This is a genomic window from Devosia sp. Z6_126 (assembly GCF_058133495.1).
In genome coordinates this window covers 642,371-659,579 of sequence record NZ_JBYUNO010000003.1, presented here as the reverse complement: position 1 = coordinate 659,579, position 17,209 = coordinate 642,371, and the positions used below count along the sequence as shown (strand labels likewise).

The 17,209-nt window shown below is 65.0% G+C and carries 15 protein-coding genes; 7 read left to right on the top strand and 8 right to left on the bottom strand.

What is annotated here, in order from left to right; translation table 11 throughout:
- Window positions 1-20: 20 nt before the first annotated feature.
- From AC3YOG_RS15395 to AC3YOG_RS15370, 6 genes are read right to left on the bottom strand one after another with little or no spacing between them, the layout of a single operon-like run.
- Window positions 21-1,448, bottom strand: a complete 1,428-nt coding sequence (locus tag AC3YOG_RS15395; RefSeq protein WP_489935708.1) for an amidohydrolase — start codon at window positions 1,446-1,448, stop codon at window positions 21-23.
- An 11-nt stretch (window positions 1,449-1,459) separates the two neighbouring features.
- Window positions 1,460-2,185 carry a copper homeostasis protein CutC gene (locus AC3YOG_RS15390; RefSeq protein ID WP_489935707.1) on the bottom strand — a complete coding sequence of 242 codons (726 nt, stop codon included), beginning with the start codon at window positions 2,183-2,185 and terminating at the stop codon, window positions 1,460-1,462.
- Window positions 2,186-2,189: 4 nt separating this feature from the next.
- Window positions 2,190-3,164, bottom strand: a complete 975-nt coding sequence (locus AC3YOG_RS15385) for an ROK family protein (protein WP_489935706.1) — start codon at window positions 3,162-3,164, stop codon at window positions 2,190-2,192.
- Window positions 3,161-4,027 carry an ABC transporter permease gene (locus AC3YOG_RS15380; protein WP_489935705.1) on the bottom strand — a complete coding sequence of 289 codons (867 nt, stop codon included), beginning with the start codon at window positions 4,025-4,027 and terminating at the stop codon, window positions 3,161-3,163. Before AC3YOG_RS15380 ends, AC3YOG_RS15385 begins: the two co-directional genes overlap by 4 nt.
- Window positions 4,028-4,948 (bottom strand): ABC transporter permease, encoded by a 921-nt coding sequence (locus tag AC3YOG_RS15375; RefSeq protein ID WP_127754138.1) that lies wholly within the window; start codon window positions 4,946-4,948, stop codon window positions 4,028-4,030.
- Window positions 4,949-5,005: 57 nt separating this feature from the next.
- Complete coding sequence (locus AC3YOG_RS15370) at window positions 5,006-6,547, bottom strand: ABC transporter substrate-binding protein (RefSeq protein WP_489935704.1); 1,542 nt, start codon at window positions 6,545-6,547, stop codon at window positions 5,006-5,008.
- A 103-nt stretch (window positions 6,548-6,650) separates the two neighbouring features.
- Here AC3YOG_RS15370 and AC3YOG_RS15365 point away from each other — a divergent pair, with 103 nt between their 5' ends.
- The 5 genes from AC3YOG_RS15365 to denD all read left to right on the top strand — a co-directional run bounded on the left by AC3YOG_RS15365 (window position 6,651) and on the right by denD (window position 13,003).
- Window positions 6,651-7,772: an ROK family protein gene (locus tag AC3YOG_RS15365; RefSeq protein ID WP_489935703.1), complete on the top strand. Its 1,122-nt coding sequence runs from the start codon at window positions 6,651-6,653 to the stop codon at window positions 7,770-7,772.
- A 14-nt stretch (window positions 7,773-7,786) separates the two neighbouring features.
- Window positions 7,787-9,232 (top strand): M81 family metallopeptidase, encoded by a 1,446-nt coding sequence (locus AC3YOG_RS15360; protein ID WP_489935702.1) that lies wholly within the window; start codon window positions 7,787-7,789, stop codon window positions 9,230-9,232.
- A 21-nt stretch (window positions 9,233-9,253) separates the two neighbouring features.
- Entirely contained in the window at window positions 9,254-11,065 is a 1,812-nt protein-coding gene (locus AC3YOG_RS15355) for an ABC transporter ATP-binding protein (protein WP_489935701.1), read from the top strand.
- 109 nt (window positions 11,066-11,174) lie between these two features.
- Window positions 11,175-11,930 carry a glucosamine-6-phosphate deaminase gene (locus AC3YOG_RS15350; protein WP_489935700.1) on the top strand — a complete coding sequence of 252 codons (756 nt, stop codon included), beginning with the start codon at window positions 11,175-11,177 and terminating at the stop codon, window positions 11,928-11,930.
- A gap of 86 nt (window positions 11,931-12,016) precedes the next feature.
- Complete coding sequence (denD, locus tag AC3YOG_RS15345) at window positions 12,017-13,003, top strand: D-erythronate dehydrogenase (RefSeq protein ID WP_489935699.1); 987 nt, start codon at window positions 12,017-12,019, stop codon at window positions 13,001-13,003.
- A 12-nt stretch (window positions 13,004-13,015) separates the two neighbouring features.
- Here the strand turns inward: denD and AC3YOG_RS15340 are convergent, their stop codons facing one another.
- On the bottom strand, window positions 13,016-13,273 hold the full coding sequence (locus AC3YOG_RS15340) for a hypothetical protein (RefSeq protein ID WP_172124384.1): 258 nt from the start codon (window positions 13,271-13,273) through the stop codon (window positions 13,016-13,018).
- A 70-nt stretch (window positions 13,274-13,343) separates the two neighbouring features.
- Here AC3YOG_RS15340 and guaD point away from each other — a divergent pair, with 70 nt between their 5' ends.
- Both guaD and ku read left to right on the top strand, forming a co-directional pair.
- Window positions 13,344-14,744, top strand: a complete 1,401-nt coding sequence (gene guaD, locus AC3YOG_RS15335) for a guanine deaminase (protein WP_489935698.1) — start codon at window positions 13,344-13,346, stop codon at window positions 14,742-14,744.
- 89 nt (window positions 14,745-14,833) lie between these two features.
- The gene (gene ku / locus AC3YOG_RS15330) at window positions 14,834-15,760 is read left to right on the top strand and encodes a non-homologous end joining protein Ku (protein WP_489935697.1); all 927 of its coding nucleotides are present in this window, start codon (window positions 14,834-14,836) and stop codon (window positions 15,758-15,760) included.
- Between the two features lie 42 nt (window positions 15,761-15,802).
- On the opposite strand, the gene AC3YOG_RS15325 is transcribed toward ku, so the two are convergent.
- Window positions 15,803-16,789 (bottom strand): MDR/zinc-dependent alcohol dehydrogenase-like family protein, encoded by a 987-nt coding sequence (locus AC3YOG_RS15325; protein ID WP_489935696.1) that lies wholly within the window; start codon window positions 16,787-16,789, stop codon window positions 15,803-15,805.
- Window positions 16,790-17,209 lie beyond the last annotated feature (420 nt).

The window sequence follows — 17,209 nt, the reverse complement described above, 5'->3', positions numbered from 1 at the left end:
GCCGGGACTTTTTGTTGTGATCAGCTGGCGGTCATGTCGGCGATGGGGGGCAGGGCGCCATCGGGGATCGCCGTCTTGTAGCGGGCACGGCCGGCGACCTGGTTGAGCGTGTTGGCAGCGGCCTCGCGCAGAGAGGCGTCTTCCAGCGCCTTGACGGCGGTGGCGGCCATGACCTTGGCGGCGTGGATCATGCCATTGTGGGCCGCAGCGCTCTTGCCCTGGGCGACCAGCTGCCAGGAGTGGAACGGAGTGCCGATGGCAAAATTGGCGCCGTCCAGCTGGACCGTTGGCACGACCCAACTCACATCGGCCAGATCGGTCGAGGCGACGCCGGCGGTGGGGACCGCGATATCGGTGGGGATCAGGAAATCGGCCAGCGCCTTGTCTTCGCGCGGGGGCAGGGCATAGCGCTCGCAATCGTGGCGGATATGCTCGGGTGACAGGGTCGCCTGGATGGCGCGGGCGAATCTTTCGTCCTCGGCACTGAACTGGGGCGGGCCCAGTTCGGCGAGAGCGGCGGACATGGCGCCCTGGAGAGGGGCATTGTTGATGAGATTGGCCACCGAGCTGATGATCTTGATCTCGACGGTGGTGCCGGTCATCAGCGCGGCGCCGCGGGCGACATCCTGAACACGCGCGAGGACATCGAGCATGCTGTCGACGGTGGAGGAGCGCACGGAATAGCGCACCTTGGCGCGGGCCTGCACCACATTGGGGGCAATGCCACCGGCATCGAGAATGGCATAGTGCATGCGCGTATCGGTCGGGACATGCTCGCGCAGATAGTTGCAGCCGACATTGGTCAACTCGACGGCGTCAAGGGCGCTGCGACCGAGGTGCGGGGCGGAAGAGGCGTGCGCGGCGCGGCCGGTGAAGGTGAAATCGATGCGCGTGTTGGCCAGGCTCGAGCGGCGGGTCACTTCGGCGAAAATGCCGGGATGCCAGGTGATGGCGATATCGACCTCGTCGAAGAGGCCGGCGCGGACCATGAAGGCCTTGGCGCCACCGCCTTCTTCGGCGGGGCAGCCGTAGTAGCGGACGCGGCCGGGCAGGTTGTTGGCTTGCAGATAATCCTTGAGGGCGCGGGCGGCGAGCAGGCTGCCCGCTCCGAGCAGATTGTGGCCACAGCCATGGCCGTTGCCGCCAGCCTGGAGGGGCGTGTGGGTGGCGTTGCCTGCTTCCTGGCTGAGGCCAGGCAGGGCGTCGAATTCGCCGAGGAAGGCGATCACCGGTCCGCCGCTGCCGGCTTCACCGACAACGGAGGTGGGGATATCGGCCAGGCCCGTACGAACCGAAAAGCCGTGCTCGCGCAGCGCCGCTTCATGGGCCGCGGCGGAGCGCGTTTCCATGTAGCAGGTTTCGGGCGTGGCCCAGACGGTGTCCGCCAGCGCGACAAGGGAAGCGCGGTGCTGGTCGACCAGGTCCCAGATGGCTTGGGTATTTTTCATTTTGTGGTTCCTCAGGCCGAGTGTTGGGAAAGAATGGCGCGCATGCGCTCCACAAGCACTGGGTCGGTTTCGCCTTCGTCGGCGGGCTGGAAGCCGAACTGGACGGGCAGCGATTGCGGATCGAGCCCGAGCGGGCTGCGGCAGGAGGCGTGGATCTCGTTGATGCCAGGCACGGCCAGCATCTGCTCGACATTGGCCGGCTTGATGCCACCGCCGGGCATGACGGTGATGCGGCCGCTGGCCTGCGCTAGCAACTGGGCAATGGTGGGGGCCGCATCGAGCACCGAGCGCTGGCCGCCCGAGGTCAGGACACGCTCAAAGCCCAGCTCGATTGCCGTTTCCAGCGCCGCCGGTTGATCCGGCGTCAGGTCAAAGGCGCGGTGCAGCGTCGTGCCCATGCCCTGCGCGCGGGCGATGAGACGCGCCAGCAGGTCGGCATCGAGCGTGCCATCGGGGCGGTTGGCGCCGAGCACAACGCCGGCAATGCCGTGGGCGCGCAGCTGGTCGATCTCGGCCAGCATGGCGGCTTCGTCCGCGGCATCGAAGATGAAATCGCCGGGGCGGGGGCGCACCATGGCGTAGACCGGGACCGCCGCCTTGCTCGCTAGCGCAACCAGACCCGGATTGGGTGAGAGGCCGCCGAGCGCCAGGGCGGAGCAGAGTTCGATGCGATCGGCACCCGCCTCGACCGCGCTATGCAGGCCGCGGGGACTATCGACGCAAACTTCGAGGATCATGGAGTCAAGCCCTTGGGGTTTGTTGGACCAGCACCGACATGCCGATGAGACCGCCATTGTCGAGGAACTGACCCGGACGGACCAGCGGTTCGGCAAAGTTGTTGAGGGTGCGGGTGCGCACCTGTGCGTCGAGCGCCGCGATCAGCGCGGTGCGGGCGGCAAGGCCCCCGCCAACGGGCACCACCGAAGCGCCGGTGATGTTGACGGCAAAGGCCAGAGGTTCGCTCAGAAGGGCGAGATAGACCTCGACCGTCCGCGCGGCTGCGGCGTCGCCGGCTTCCCAGCCATCGAGGATTTCGTGGCTGGTCTGTTCCTGCCCGTGCAGGTGGGAATGCAGCCGTTCGATGCCGCGCGCGCCCCCGATCGTATCGGTGCAGCCGATCTGGCCGCAGCCGCAGGCAAAGCGGGGGATGGTCAGGGTTTCGCCCGAGGTCAGGGTCAGCTGGGTCTGGGTGATGGGGCCGTGACCCCATTCGCCGGTGACGCCGCGATGCCCACGCACGGTGCGGCCATCGACCACGAGGGCGCCGCCGACGCCGGTGCCGAGAATGGCGCAAAACACCACGTCATGGCCGCGGCCGATGCCGAGATTGGCTTCGGCCAGCGCAAAGGTGTCGGCGTCGTTGGCGATCACTACGGGACGGGCCAGGGCAGCTGAAAGCTCGCCCGCTACGTCATGGCCCTTGAAGGCCGGGATATTGGCGGCGTTGACGGTGCCGTTGCGGTGATCAAAGAGGCCGGTGGTCGATATGGCCAGCGGCACCGCGGCGCCGCCGCCGTTCCAGCGCGTCGAGAGCCCAGTGAGGGCCTCGACGAGGGCGGGCCAGTTGTCGGCCGGCGTTGGCACTTCGTCGACCCGCTGCACCTGGCCGGGCCCGAAGGCCTGGCCGAACTTGATGAAAGAGCCACCGATATCGGCGCAAAGCGCGGTGGTTGGCGCAGCCGGATCGCGCAGGAAGTCAGTTTTTGGTGTGCTCATTTGCGCGGATCCAGCAGGTCGCGCAGGCCATCGCCGAGGATGTTGAAGCCCAGAACGGTCAGCATGATCGCAAGGCCCGGGAACAGCGACATGTAGATGTTGACGCCCAGATAGTTGCGGCCAACGCTCATCATCGCGCCCCATTCAGGCGTTGGCGGCTGGGCGCCAAGGCCGAGAAAGGACAGGCTTGCGGCCGACAGGATCACGGTGCCGGCGGTCAGCGTTGATTGCACGATGATGGGGCCGATGGCATTACGCAGAATGTAATGCACCAGAATGCGGTGCTGCGGGATGCCGAGGGCCTGGGCTGCCTCGATGAACTCCATGCGCTTGAGGCCAAGGGTCAGGTTGCGGCTGAGGCGGGCGTAAACCGGAACGGAAAAGATCGCGATGGCGATCAAAAGGTTGATGAGGCTGGGCCCGAGCACGCTGACGATGAGGATGGCGAGCACGATGCCAGGAAAGGCAAACAGCACGTCCATGATCCACATGATGGTCTGGTCGAGCACGCGACCGCCCATGCCGGCAATGATGCCGAGGGGGACGCCGGTGCAAACGGCCAGCGCGACGGCGAGCACCACTTCAAGCAGGGTGATGCGGGCGCCATAGATAACGCGCGCAAAGATATCGCGGCCATTATCATCGGTGCCGAAGGGATGCTCCCAGGAGGGAGGCAGGAGGGTCGAGAGCAGGTTCTGCGCATAAGGATCAGCCCGGGCGATCCACGGGGCGAAGATGGCGGCGATGACGATGAGGCCCACGAGGACCCCACCGATCACGAGGTTGGCGTTGCCGGCAATCCAGCTCAAGGCCCGCGCCGTCCCGTTGGGGCGACGAGCCGGTGATGTCATGGGAGCGGACATCTATTCGAACCTTATTCTGGGATTGAGAACAGCGATCAGCATTTCGGCGAGGAAATTAACGATCACGACGCCGAACACGGCAACGAGCGCCACGCCCTGGATCACGGGATAATCGCGGTAGCGCACGGAATCGACCATCAGGCGCCCGAGGCCCGGCCAGTTGAACACGGACTCGGTGACCACGGCGCCGCCGATGAGGCTGCCGAAATTAAGCCCCACAATGGTGACGATGGGAATGAGCGCATTGCGCAGGGCATGGCTCCAATAGACCTGGCGCGCCGGCAGGCCCTTGGCGCGGGCGGTGCGGACATAATCCTGGCCCAGCACCTCGATCATGCTCGAGCGCGTCATGCGGGCGATCACGGCGGTGGGCAAAACGGCAAGGGTGACGGCGGGCAGGATATAGCTTTGCCAGGAGGTGGCGCCGAGCAGGGGCAGCCAGCCGAGCTCGACGGAGAAATAGTTCATCGCCATCAGCGCCAGCCAGAAATTGGCAATGGAGGCGCCGCCAATAGCCAGGATCATCACGAGGTAATCGGGCCAGCGGTTGCGGTTCATGGCGCCGGCCATGCCGGCCGGAACGCCCACGGCTACCGCCAGCAGATAGGCGAGCGCGGCAAGGGAGAGCGTATAGGGCAGGCGATCAGCGATTTCCTGCACCACGGGGAGATTGGAGCGGATGGAATTGCCGAAATTGCCCTGCAGCGCATTGGTGGCAAACAGCAGATATTGCTCGGGGATGGAGCGATCGAGCCCCAGCCTGACGGTCATGGCGTCCACCGCTTCCTGGGTGGCTTCGGGCCCGGCCAGCACGCGGGCGGGCTCGCCCGGCAGGGCGCGGATGGCGATGAACACCAGCAGCGACACGCCGATCAGGATCAGCGGCAAGGATGCCAGCTTGCGCAGGAAATAGGATTGCATTGGGCTCTCGAGGCAAGGGCCGGGCGAGTGAAATGCTCGCCCGGCCGGAGACGGTTGTTAGTCCTTGGTCGCGGTTTCGACGCGCACGAAACCACCCGGCACCATCCAGGCGCCCGACACGCCGTCGCGGGTCGCATAAAGGTCCTGGTTCACATAGAGGAGGACGTGAGGCGCCTCGTCATTGATGAGCTTTTGGGCTTCCACATAGACTTCGTTGCGGGCCGCTTCGTCGGTGGTGGCTGCGGCCTTGTCGAGCAGGGCGTCGAAGTCGTCATTCTTGAAGAAGCCGAGATTGGCGCCGCCGGGCGAGAAGCTCGAGGAGTGGTAGAGCGGGCGCAACTGCAGGTCGGCGCCGTTGACGCCCGATGACCAGGACGCGATCACGGCGTCGACATTCTGGTCGGCCTTCTGGGCGACATCGCCAAAGGCGGCCTGGGACCAGACGCCGCTTTCCATGCGCTGCACGTTGAGCTTGACGCCCAGGGGCGCCCACATGGCCTGGAGCACTTCGCCGATGCGGGCCTCGGGTTCCTGGACCACGACATCGATCTCAAAGCCATCGGCAACGCCGGCTTCGGCAAGGAGCGCCTTGGCGCGCTCGAGATCGAGCGGGTAGGGGTTGAGCGAAGGATCAAAGCCGGGCGTGATGCTGGCGAGCGGGGAAGTCGCGGGGATCGCGTAGCCCGACATGATCGCCTGAACGAGCCCGTTCTTGTCGGTGGCGAAGTTCAGCGCCTGGCGCACGCGCACGTCGTTGAGGGGCTCGGACTCGGTGTTGAGAGCGACCCAGAACACGGCCGAGCCGTCCGAGACATTGAGCGCGAGCTCGGGATTGCCCTCGATCTGGCGGGCAAAGGCGGCAGGGACGGGGTTGATGATGTCGGCGTCGCCGGTCTGGAGCGCCATGTTGAGCACGGAGGTTTCGCTCGACCAGGTCCAGCGGATCTGGTCTTCGCCAGCTTCCTTGTCGCCCCAGTAGTCAGCGAATTTTTCCTGCAGGACATAGTCGCCCGAGCGGTATTCGGCGAGGCGATAGGGGCCGGTGCCGACTGAGGAAGAGCCAAGATTGCCGGCTTCGTCGGCCGCGGGGCTGACCTGCCAGCCGGCCTGCGTGGTCAGGAGGGCCAGAAAGGCCGGGTAGGGTGACTTGAGGGTGATTTCGAGGGTGTATTCATCAACGGCGCGCACGCCTGCCATGAAGGTGCGCAGACGGCCGCTGGCGGCAAGACCGCGCTCGGTATCGAGGTGGCGGTTGAAGTTGTAGGCGGCAGCTTCGGCATTGAATGGGGTGCCGTCATGAAAGACAACGCCTTCACGCAGCTTGAAGGTCCAGACCAGGCCCGCTTCGTCCGAAGTCCATTCGGTGGCGAGCTTGGGCACGATCTGCTGGTTGGCGTCGCGATCGGTCAGCCCTTCGAACATCGGGCGGAGCAGCGCATTGGTGAAGGTCGCGCTTTGATCGCCCGGATCCATGGAGCGGGGGGCTTCGCTCTGCATGACGTTGAGAACGTCCGCCATGGCGAGGCTAGGGGTGAAGGCAAGCACGCCGGCAAGGGCAATGCGAGCCATGAGGCTGCGGGTAGTAGGCACAAACTTCATCCAACGCGCTCCGGGATCGACCTGTGAAAGTTTTGTTAGTGAGTGAACTAACCTGGCTTGAGTAGTTCACTCATAGGACTTAGTGTCAAGGGAAGAGGTTCATTTGCTCACACCCACGCACCATCGCATTCTGCGCAGCCTGAATTCCTCGGGTCCGCTCACCCGGGCGGAGCTGGGCAGCCAACTCGCGCTCAGCAAGGCGGCGATGAGCGGGCTGACGCGCGAGCTGATCGAGGGCGCGCTGGTGGAGGAAACCACGAGCGTGCAGCGCCAGGGGCGGCCGGCCGTGTTGCTCGACCTGCGGGCGGACGGGGCTTATTTCATCGGCATTTCGCTGTTGAGCCGGCCCGCGCAGATCGCGCTGACCGACCTCAAGGGCAATATCTTTGCTCGGGCGGCGCTGCAGTTCGATCCCGACCCCGAGCGATTCGCCGACAATGTGGCGGCCGCGGTGCCGGGGTTGATCGCTGGCATCGCGCGCGAGCGGCTGGCCGGGATCGGGGTGGCGCTGTCGGGCCTCGTGGATGAAGAGCAGGCGCGCTGCATCAAGTCGACGCTGCTGGGCTGGCAGGATGTGCCGCTGGCGCAGCTGATCGGCAAGCGCGTCGGGGTGCCCACATTTGTCGAGAACGACGCCAAGGCGCTGGCGATCAGCGAAAAGCATTTCGGGGAAGCGCGCGAATTCAACAATTTCAGCGTGATTTCGCTGGGTGGCGGGATCGGCTCGGCCCATTTCATCCATGGGCGGCTTTATCGCGGGGCGCATGGCGGGGCGGGTGAGATCGCTCATTGCACCATCGAGTTGCAGGGACGGCCCTGCCGCTGCGGCAAGGTGGGGTGCCTCGACACCGTGGCCTCGCTCAATGCGCTGGCCGAACTGGCGCGTGAGGAGGGGCTGCAGATTTCCTCGCTGAGCGAGCTTGAGCACGAGGCGACCAATGGGTCATCGGCCGCCATCCGGATCCTGCATCGCGCGGGCTCGGCGCTGGGGCTGGCGATCGCCACTGTGATCCAGATCAACGATCCGCAGATGATCTTGATCGCGCATCAGGAAAAGAGCTTTTCGGGGCTGTTTGCCACGGTGATGCAGCAGGCCATCGAAGCCAATGTGCTGCCGCGCCTGTCGGGCCGCACCCCCATCCGCACCGAGCGGGTGGACAATGATGTGTGGAGCCGGGGCGCCGCGAGCGTGGTGGCCGAAAGCTTCTTGAATGGTCTTATTTAATGGAAGGAAGATGCATGCGCATTGCCGTTGCCGGTCTGCATGTCGAATGTAGCACATATAATCCCGTTCTGGCGCGCGAGGCCGATTTCCGCGTGCTGCGCGGGCCTTCGATGATCAAGGACGGCTATTTCGAGTTCCTGACCCATTTCCCGGCCGAGTTCATCACCGTGCTGCATGCCCGCGCCATTGCGGGTGGTCCGGTGGAAGGGGCGATCTATGCGACCTGGAAGGCTGAGATCCTCGAGGGCATTCGCGCGGCGCTGCCGCTCGATGGCGTTTATCTCGCCATGCATGGCGCGATGTTTGTCGAGGGCCTGCAGGATGCCGAGGGCGACCTGATCAGCGCGGTGCGCGAACTGGTGGGGCCCGATGTGCTGATTTCGGCGAGCTATGACCTGCATGGCAATGTCAGCCAGCGCATCATCGACAGCCTCGACATGTTCTCGACCTATCGCACTGCGCCCCATATCGACGTGGCCGACACGATGCGCCGGGCGGTGACCATGCTGGTGCGCGCGCTGTCGAGCGGCGAGCGGCCGCATATCCTTTGGGCGCCGGTGCCGGTGCTGCTGCCGGGCGAGCGGACCAGCACGCAGGACGAGCCCGCCAAGACCTTTTATGCGCAGATGCAGGCGGTGGAAGACCCGACAGGCATCTGGGATGCCTCGTTCCAGGTTGGCTATGTCTGGGCCGACGAGCCGCGCGCTACGGCCTGCGCGGTGGTGACGGGCGTCAATCGTCCCGCCATGGAAGCAGCGGCCAAGCATCTGGCGCAGGACTATTGGAATGTGCGCGAAGAGTTCCGCTTCGGCCCCAAGACCGGCAGCATTGATGAATGCGTCGACTGGGCGGTGAGTTCGCCCACGGCCCCGGTGGTGCTGGCCGAGGCGGGGGATAATCCCACCGGCGGCGGCGTTGGCGATCGCGCCGAAGTGCTGGCGGCGCTGATCGAGCGCAACGCCCAGGGCGTGGTGTTTGCCGGGATTACCGACAAGGCGGCGACCGATGCCGCTTATGGGGCGGGGATCGGCGCCAAGCTGCATCTGCGCATCGGGGCGAGCCTTGATGTTTCGAGCACGCCGGTCGAGGCCGAGGTCGAGGTGGTCAATTTGCTGGAAGTCGAGCAGGAGCGCCTGCGTGAAGCGGTGGTGCGGATCGGTGGGATCGAGCTGGTGCTGACCGCGCGCCGGCGGCCCTTCCACTATATCGCTGACTTCACCAAGCTCGGGCTTGATCCCGTGGCGGCCAAGATCGTGGTGGTCAAATCGGGCTATCTGTCGCCCGAATTGAGCCCGATCGCCAATCCCAATTTGATGGCCCTGTCGCCGGGGGTGGTGGACCAGTTTGTGGAGCGCCTCGAGCGCAACCACAAGCCGCACCCGACCTATCCGTTCGACAAGGATTTCTCGTTCGTGCCGGAAGCCGTGCCTTCCGCCCGCGCCGAGCGCGCCAAGCGCTAAGCAATTCGGAGCTATTTGCCCATGACTACGCCCGCGCCCGTCCTGTCCGTTCGCAACCTCTCCACCTCCTTCCGCACTGGCGGGGAGTGGAACAGCGTTGTGCGCAATGTATCCTTTGACGTCATGCCCGGGGAAACCGTGGCCATTGTCGGGGAGTCGGGGTCGGGCAAGAGCGTGACCTCGCTGTCGGTGATGCGGTTGCTGCCCCCGGGCAGCAGCCGGATCGAGGGCGAAATCCTGCTCAATGGCCGCTCGCTGCTGTCATTGAGCGAAGAAGACATGCGGCGGGTGCGCGGCAACGAGATCTCGATGATCTTCCAGGAGCCGATGACGTCGCTCAACCCGGTGTTCACGGTCGGACGGCAGATCGCCGAAGCCCTGACCTGCCACAATCCGATGAGCGCGGCCGAAGCGCGGGCGGAAACCATTCGCCTGCTCGAGCGGGTGCGCATTCCCAATGCCGCGGGGCGCCTCAAGGAATATCCACACCAGTTCTCGGGCGGGATGCGGCAGCGCGTGATGATCGCCATGGCGCTCGCGAGCCGCCCCAAGCTGCTGATCGCCGACGAGCCGACGACGGCGCTCGACGTGACCATCCAGGGGCAGATCCTCGACCTGATCAAGGCGCTGCAGGAAGAAGAGGGCATGTCGGTGCTCTTCATCACGCACGATATGGGTGTGGTGGCCGAGATCGCCGACCGCACCGTCGTTATGTATCGGGGCGACGCGGTGGAAACCGGCGCCACCGCTGACCTGTTCCGGGGCGCCCAGCACCCCTATACCCGCGCGCTGCTCGCCGCCGTGCCCCAGCTGGGCGCGATGAAGGATGAGCCCAAGCCGCGCCGCTTCGCCATTATCGACCCGCAAACGGGCGCAGCCAGCGAGCCGGCTCCGACCACGCGGGAAGTGGACCGGACGGCGCCGATCCTCAAGGTCAAGAATCTCGTTACCCGCTATGATCTCAGCGGCCGCTTCCTGCGCGGACCCGGGGGCGCGGTGCATGCGGTGGAGGATGTGAGCTTTGAGCTTTATCCCGGCGAAACCCTCTCGCTGGTGGGGGAATCGGGCTGCGGCAAGTCAACGATCGGCCGCTCCATCACCCGGCTGACCACACCCCGCAGCGGGGAAGTGGATGTGGAAGGGCGCGATATCCTCAGCCTCTCCGGTCACAATCTGCGCGAGCTGCGCCAGACCGTGCAGATGATCTTCCAGGATCCGTTTGCCAGCCTCAATCCGCGCATGCGGATCGGGGAAGCGCTGATGGAGCCCTTTCTCGCCCATAAGCTTGGCACCCGGGCCGAGGCGCGCGACAAGGCACTGCACCTGCTCGAGGAAGTGGGGCTATCGCCCGAAATGGCCAAGCGCTTTCCCCACGAGTTTTCCGGCGGGCAGCGCCAGCGGCTCTGCATTGCCCGGGCACTGACGCTCGATCCCAAGGTGATCGTGGCCGATGAAGCGGTGTCGGCGCTTGATGTGTCGATCAAGGCGCAGGTCATCAATTTGATGCTCGATCTGCAGGAGCGGCTGAACCTCTCCTATCTCTTCATTTCGCACGATATGGCGGTGGTGGAGCGGGTGAGCCATCGCGTGGCGGTGATGTATCTGGGCGAGATCGTCGAGATCGGGCCGCGCCAGGCGATCTTTGCCAATCCCCAGCACGCCTATACCCGCAAGCTGATGGCGGCGGTGCCGGTGCCCGATCCGGCGCGCCGGCAAGTGCGGCGGCCCGTATCCAATGACGAATTGCCCAGCCCGGTTCGTCCGGCCGGCTTTGTGCCGCCCAAGCGGCGCTACGAGGAAGTGGCGCCGGGTCATGTGGTGCAGGTCGCCTAGGGACGGCCAATAATTTGTTGGGTCTGCCTCTCCGGCTGGCCTAACCAGCTTGATTTGCCGCGCGAAAGGCTTTCCAAGCGCGGGACGACCAGATTTTGGAGACAATGCAGTGAGCAGTCCGACCCCGATGCCGGAAATTCGTGTGTTCCCGACAGCGGAGGAAGCCGAGATCAGTGTTGCAGCGGAGCTCGGAGCGCAGCTGCGGGCGGCTCCGGCGAGCGTTTTGGGCCTCGCCACGGGCAATTCCATGATCGGGGTTTATCGTGAGCTCGTGCGGCTGCACCGCGACGAAGGTTTGTCCTTTGCGGGGATGACGAGCTTCAATCTCGATGAATATTGCGGGCTGGCAGCGGACGATCCGTCGAGCTTTGCCGCCTATATGCACCGGCACCTGTTCGACCTGGTGGATGCTGATACCAGCAAGCTGCACCTGCCGGATGGCAACTCGGCCGAGGCCGGGGCCGCCTATGAGGCCTCCATCACGGCAGCCGGCGGGATCGAGCTGCAGCTGCTGGGCATTGGCCGCAACGGTCATATCGGCTTCAACGAGCCCGGCTCGCCGCAGAATTCGCGCACGCGGATCGTCGAGCTGGCGCAGCGCACCCGCGAGGTTAATGCTACCGATTTCCCGCCCGGCGCCGAGGTGCCCCACCACGCGGTGACCATGGGTATCGCCACCATTCTCGACTCGCGCCGGATCATCCTGTTGGCAACGGGCGCGGCCAAGGCCGAAGCGCTGGCCGATGCGATGAGCGGGGCCGTGCGACCCGAAAACCCAGCCTCGTTCCTGCAGACCCATCCGCGTGTCACCCTGGTGTGCGACGAGGCGGCGGCGGCGCTGTTGCCGGCCCAGCTGCGCGGCTAGCCCAGGCGGGTAGCCGGTGCAGGAAGGCCGTGACAGGGCGCCACAATACCGTTAGCCAATAGCCTCTTATCGGAGGAGGCTTAGGCATGCGGGTATTGGTGATTGGCGCGGCGGGGATGGTCGGTCGCAAGCTGACGGAGCAATTGGTGCGCTCCGGCAAGGTGGGCGAGCAGGCGATCGAGCAGCTGACCCTGGTGGATGTGATCGCGCCGGCGCGTCCCGAGGGGCTGGCGGTGGAGTTGCGTGCAGCGGACCTGTCGGACCCCGGGGTGGCCGAAGAGCTGATTGCTGGCCGGCCGGACCTGATCTTTCACCTCGCCGCCATTGTTTCGGGGGAAGCGGAAGCCGATTTCGAGAAGGGCTATCGCATCAATCTCGATGGCACGCGGGCGCTGCTGGAGGCGATCCGGCTAGCGAGCGGGGGTGGCGGTTACTGCCCGCGGGTGGTGTTCACCTCCTCGATTGCCGTGTTTGGCATGCCCTTCCCCGATGTGATCGGGGACGAGCAGATGCTGACGCCGCTCACGAGCTATGGCGTGCAAAAGGCCATCTGCGAATTGCTGCTGGCCGATTATTCCCGGCGCGGCTTTCTCGACGGCGTGGGCATTCGCCTGCCCACGATCGTGGTGCGGCCGGGCAAGCCCAACAAGGCGGCGTCCGGGTTCTTTTCGGGAATCTTGCGCGAGCCGCTCAATGGGCAGGAAGCGGTGTTGCCGGTGGACGAGAATGTGCGGCACTGGTTCGCGAGCCCACGTTCGGCGGTGGGGTTCCTGCTGCATGCCGCGACCATGGATACGGCGCCCTTGGGCAATCGGCGCTCGCTCAACATGCCGGGCGTGAGCGCCACGGTGGCCGAGGAAATAGCGGCGCTGCAACGGGTGGCGGGGGATGAGGCGGTCGCGCTGATCCGCCGCGAGCCCGATCCGACTGTAGCCGGCATGGTCAGCGGCTGGGCGCGCAATTTCGATCCGCAGCGGGCAAAGGCGCTGGGCTTCCGGGCCGAAAACTCGTTCGACGAGATCGTTCAGGTGTTCATCGAGGACGAAATGGGCGGCAAGCCGAAGCTCGGCTAACCGCCTGTCCGATCAGGGTTCTTCGCCAAAGGTGGTCTTGGTGTCGTCCAGCACATGGGCGGCCGGGACCGCCGCCTCGTTGGTCTCCACCGTCTCGCCGGGCTCCTGGGGAATGGGCATATAGCCCTGGGCCATGAGCCAATCCTGGACCACGACATTGACCGCTTCCTCGCGGGACAAGCGCGGAGTGGGGGGCTCGTCGGTCTTGTCGATGAAGCGATCGAGCGCGGCGAGGGTCGCGGCATCGAGGAAGGCGAGGTCGTTGGTCATGGGTGTAGGTTCTCAAGAAGGTGGGCCAGCATAGCGGGGCCGAGGGCGGCAGCAAAGGAGCAAGAAGGTCATGACAACGGATGTGCGGGGCGGTGCGGTACTGGGGACTTTCCTGCATGCGCCGGTGCCGGAGCGGCTCGACGTGCTGGCCGATACGCTGATTTGCGTGGACGAGGCGGGGGTGATCAGCGCGGTTTTGCCCCGGTCGAGCCATGAAGGTGAACGGGTTCTGAACGAACTGGGCGAGCGCGTCATCCGACTACCGGATACGCATTATGGTTTGCCCGGTCTGGTCGACCTGCATGTGCATGCGCCGCAATATCCGCAGCTGGGATTGGCGCTCGACGAGCCACTGGAAGTGTGGCTGCAAAAATATACCTTCCCGCTCGAGGCGCAGTATCGCGACCTCGACTTTGCCCGCGAGCGCTATAGCGTGCTGGTGGCAGACCTCCTCGCGGGTGGGACGACCACGGCGCTGTACTTCGCCACGCAGGATCGTGCGGCGACGGAAGTGCTGGCCGATCTGTGCATCGCGGCGGGGCAGCGGGCGCTGATCGGCAAGGTGGCGATGGACGATCCGGCGGCGTGCCCGCCCGATTACCGCGACGAGAGTGCGGAAGCGGCGGTGCGCGATACCCGCGCGGTGATCGACTATATCCGTGGGCATGCCGACAATGGCGAGGGGCGGGTGCTGCCGGTGGTAACGCCGCGCTTTGTACCCTCCTGCACCGATGCGGCGCTCGAGGGGCTGGGGCAGCTGGCGCGCGAATGCGAGTGCCATGTGCAGACCCATTGCTCGGAAAGCGACTGGGCGCACCACTATGCCTTTGAGCGCTTCGGAATCAGCGATGCTGCTGCGCTGGATCGGTTCGGGCTGTTGGGGCGGCGATCGGTGGTGGCGCATGCGCCGTTCTTGTCGGAGGACGATATGGACCTGCTGGTCGAGCGGGGATCGGCGGTGGCCCATTGCGCGCTCTCCAATCTCTATTTCGCCAACAGCGTCTTTCCGCTGCGCCAGGCGCTCGAAAAGCAGCTGCATGTGGGGCTGGGGACCGATATTTCGGGTGGGCCCAGTGCATCGATGTGGGAGGCGTGCCGCACAACGGTGCAGGTGTCGCGGATGCTCGAAGAAGGGGTGGATCCGGCGCTGTCCGCGGCCGAGCGCGGCCGTGGCAGTGGACGGGTCGACCTTGTCACCGCGTTTCACCTGGCAACGGCCGGGGGCGGGGTAGCGCTCGACTTGCCGATCGGGGTGTTTGCGGCGGGCTACCGGTTCGATGCGCTCGCCATCGACACCGGGGCGGTGGACGGCGGGATACGCCTCTTCGGGCAAACCGAGCCCGGGGCGGTGTTCGAAAAGATCGTTTATGGGGCCAATCGCAGCAATGTTGCTGGCGTCTGGGTGGACGGGATTTGCCGCGTCGACCGGGGCTGGCGGGAGGGTGCCTGGGGCGGCGGCAATCACGCCTAAACCATTGGGCGCAGATTCATTTTTGGAGTCGGAACGAATCACCGGGCGCGGGATTGAGTCGGCCTGTTAGTGATTCGAGAGTACCCGCCATGCCTGCTTCACGCCCGGCCTGGAGGGGCCAGATCCGCCTCTCCCTGGTCTCGATTGCCGTCGAGCTTTATCCGGCCCAAACCGAAGCACGCACCCGATTCCGAATGATCCACCAGCCGACGATGCAGCCGGTCCACTATGAAAAAGTGGTGGACGGGATCGGCGCGGTCGAGCCCGAAACCATCATCAAGGGTTTTGAATATGAAAAGGGCGAGCATGTGCTGCTGAGCGAAGACGAACTCGACGCGGTCAAGCTCGAAACCAAGCGCACGCTCGAGTTGTCGCAGTTCGTTGAACTGAGCGAAATCGATCCGGTGTATTTCAGCAAGGCCTATTATGTGCAGCCGGCGGACGACCTCGCCGAGGATGCTTATGTGGTGATCCGCGACGCGCTGCAGCAAGGGCAGAAAGTGGGGATCGGGCAGATCACCATGAATGGCAAGGAGCACCTGGCAGCGCTGCAGGCTTCGGGCGAGGGGCTGGTGCTCAATACGCTGCACTACAAGGAAGAGCTCAAGGATGACCGCGAGTTCTTTGGCCGCATCGATCCGGCGCCCGCCGACGAGGCGGCCGTCAAGATGGCGATGGCGCTGATGGAACGGCAAACCGAAAAATTCGATATCGCCGCCTTCCACAATCATTACGAGGACAGCGTCAAGGAGCTGATCACGGCCAAGCTCAAGACGCATGCCAAGCGCAGCAAGCCCAAGGCGGAGCCGGCCGAACCCATCAAGGGCAGCAGCAATGTGATCGATTTGATGGCTTCACTCAAACGCTCGATCGAGCAGGCGCCGGCCGCTGAAGCCAAGCCGAGCGCACCGCGGCGGGCGGCGGCGGCGAAGGCACCCAAGGCGCCTTCCACATCGAGCGAGGCGCCCGCCAAGCGCGCCCCTGCCAAACGCGCGCCGGCCAAAAAGGCGGGCTAGCGTTCAGCGGGTCAGCGGTGCCCAGCTGGCACAGAGGTTGGTTCAGCCAAAGCGGATCAGCGCCTTGAGGAAGCCATCGGGACGATCCCGAGTGGTGTCGAGGGCGGTGTCGAGCTCTTCGAGCGCGAAATCATGGGTGTAAAGGCTCGAGGGATCGAGCTTGCCAGCCATGATGGCATCGGCGGCATCGCGAATGCCCTGAATATAGATCTTGGGGTCGCGCTCATGGGCGTTGATCACGTCGAGCCCGCGCCAGTTCCAGAGCTGCATATTGATCTGGCGCGGCCCATCCTGGTGATAGCCGGCAACGATCAGCTTGCCGCGCTCGCGGGTCAGCTCGGCCGCGAGATCAAGCGGCCATTGCTTGCCCACCGCTTCAATGACGCGATCGCAGAACTGACCATCGGTCAGTGCCTTGACCTGCTCGATGATCTGCCAGTGATCGTTCATCGGGATCACTTCGGCAGCGCCCATGGATTTGGCGATATCGAGGGAATAGGGGCGGCGCGAAATGGCGATGACCCGGGCGCCGGCGCGCGAGGCCAGCTGGGTGAGGAGGGCGCCCAGAAAACCGATGCCGACAATGGCGACGGTCTGGCCGGGCTGGATGTCGCTGCGCTTGAAGATGTTCATGGCGCAGCCCAGCGGCTCGCCGGGGAAGGGCTGGTTGTCGAGAGCGGCGGGCAGCTTGACCACGGCATCGGCTTCGGCCAGGTCGTGGGTAGCATAGCTATGATAGGAGAGCGCGGCCACGCGGTCGCCGACCGCCAGGCCAGTCACGTCTTGGCCCAGCGCATCGATGCGCCCCCAGCCTTCATGGCCAAGCCCGCCAGGCTCGGTGGGGAACTGCATCCATTCGGGGCCTGCCCAAGGGGTGAGATTGGACGCACAAACGCCGCAGCCTTCGAGCGCCACGCGGACCTGGCCGGGGCCGGGCCGGGGCGCTGGCTGGCGATCAATGCGAATGGCGCCGGGACCAGTAACCACTGCGGCCGCCATCTCGGGTGCTGCTGCCTCGATCTCGCTCATGACCTGCCTTTCGGTTGAGTTTCAGGGCGCCCAAAGGGGCGCAATCAGGGGTGTCTTGGTAGCGCAAGGCGGGGCAGTTGTCCGCAAGTTTTGGTGCGGGGGAGCTGCGTCAGATGGGGTCAGGGGAGGAGGCCGCTCTTGGGTGGGTGGTTGGCGGAGGGACCCCCACCCTAGCCCTCCCCTCAAGGGGGAGGGGACTGGATCCGGGCTGACGACAATTCAGCTTAACGGCAGGACAATGTGAAGAAAGAATCAGGGGCGCGGAGGAGAGATCGCGCTGGCGCCAAGAAGCATAAATGCGCGGTGGTATAATTTGGTTCCATGAACCGCTAAATAAAATAGGTTATAAGTAACTTGGGTTAATTTGCCTGCCTGAAGCCGTGCAGATCGGGCTGGTGTGCTTGACCTCAAAGCATCATC

Excerpts from the sequence above, each read along its gene's own strand:
- AC3YOG_RS15395 (WP_489935708.1), bottom strand. The coding sequence starts at position 1,448 with ATGAAAAATACCCAAGCCATCTGGGACCTGGTCGACCAGCACCGCGCT.
- guaD (WP_489935698.1), top strand. The coding sequence starts at position 13,344 with ATGACAACGGATGTGCGGGGCGGTGCGGTACTGGGGACTTTCCTGCAT.
- AC3YOG_RS15340 (WP_172124384.1), bottom strand. The coding sequence starts at position 13,273 with ATGACCAACGACCTCGCCTTCCTCGATGCCGCGACCCTCGCCGCGCTC.
- AC3YOG_RS15360 (WP_489935702.1), top strand. The coding sequence starts at position 7,787 with ATGCGCATTGCCGTTGCCGGTCTGCATGTCGAATGTAGCACATATAAT.
- ku (WP_489935697.1), top strand. The coding sequence starts at position 14,834 with ATGCCTGCTTCACGCCCGGCCTGGAGGGGCCAGATCCGCCTCTCCCTG.
- AC3YOG_RS15385 (WP_489935706.1), bottom strand. The coding sequence starts at position 3,164 with ATGAGCACACCAAAAACTGACTTCCTGCGCGATCCGGCTGCGCCAACC.
- AC3YOG_RS15375 (WP_127754138.1), bottom strand. The coding sequence starts at position 4,948 with ATGCAATCCTATTTCCTGCGCAAGCTGGCATCCTTGCCGCTGATCCTG.
- AC3YOG_RS15380 (WP_489935705.1), bottom strand. The coding sequence starts at position 4,027 with ATGTCCGCTCCCATGACATCACCGGCTCGTCGCCCCAACGGGACGGCG.
- AC3YOG_RS15355 (WP_489935701.1), top strand. The coding sequence starts at position 9,254 with ATGACTACGCCCGCGCCCGTCCTGTCCGTTCGCAACCTCTCCACCTCC.
- denD (WP_489935699.1), top strand. The coding sequence starts at position 12,017 with ATGCGGGTATTGGTGATTGGCGCGGCGGGGATGGTCGGTCGCAAGCTG.
- AC3YOG_RS15325 (WP_489935696.1), bottom strand. The coding sequence starts at position 16,789 with ATGAGCGAGATCGAGGCAGCAGCACCCGAGATGGCGGCCGCAGTGGTT.
- AC3YOG_RS15370 (WP_489935704.1), bottom strand. The coding sequence starts at position 6,547 with ATGAAGTTTGTGCCTACTACCCGCAGCCTCATGGCTCGCATTGCCCTT.
- AC3YOG_RS15390 (WP_489935707.1), bottom strand. The coding sequence starts at position 2,185 with ATGATCCTCGAAGTTTGCGTCGATAGTCCCCGCGGCCTGCATAGCGCG.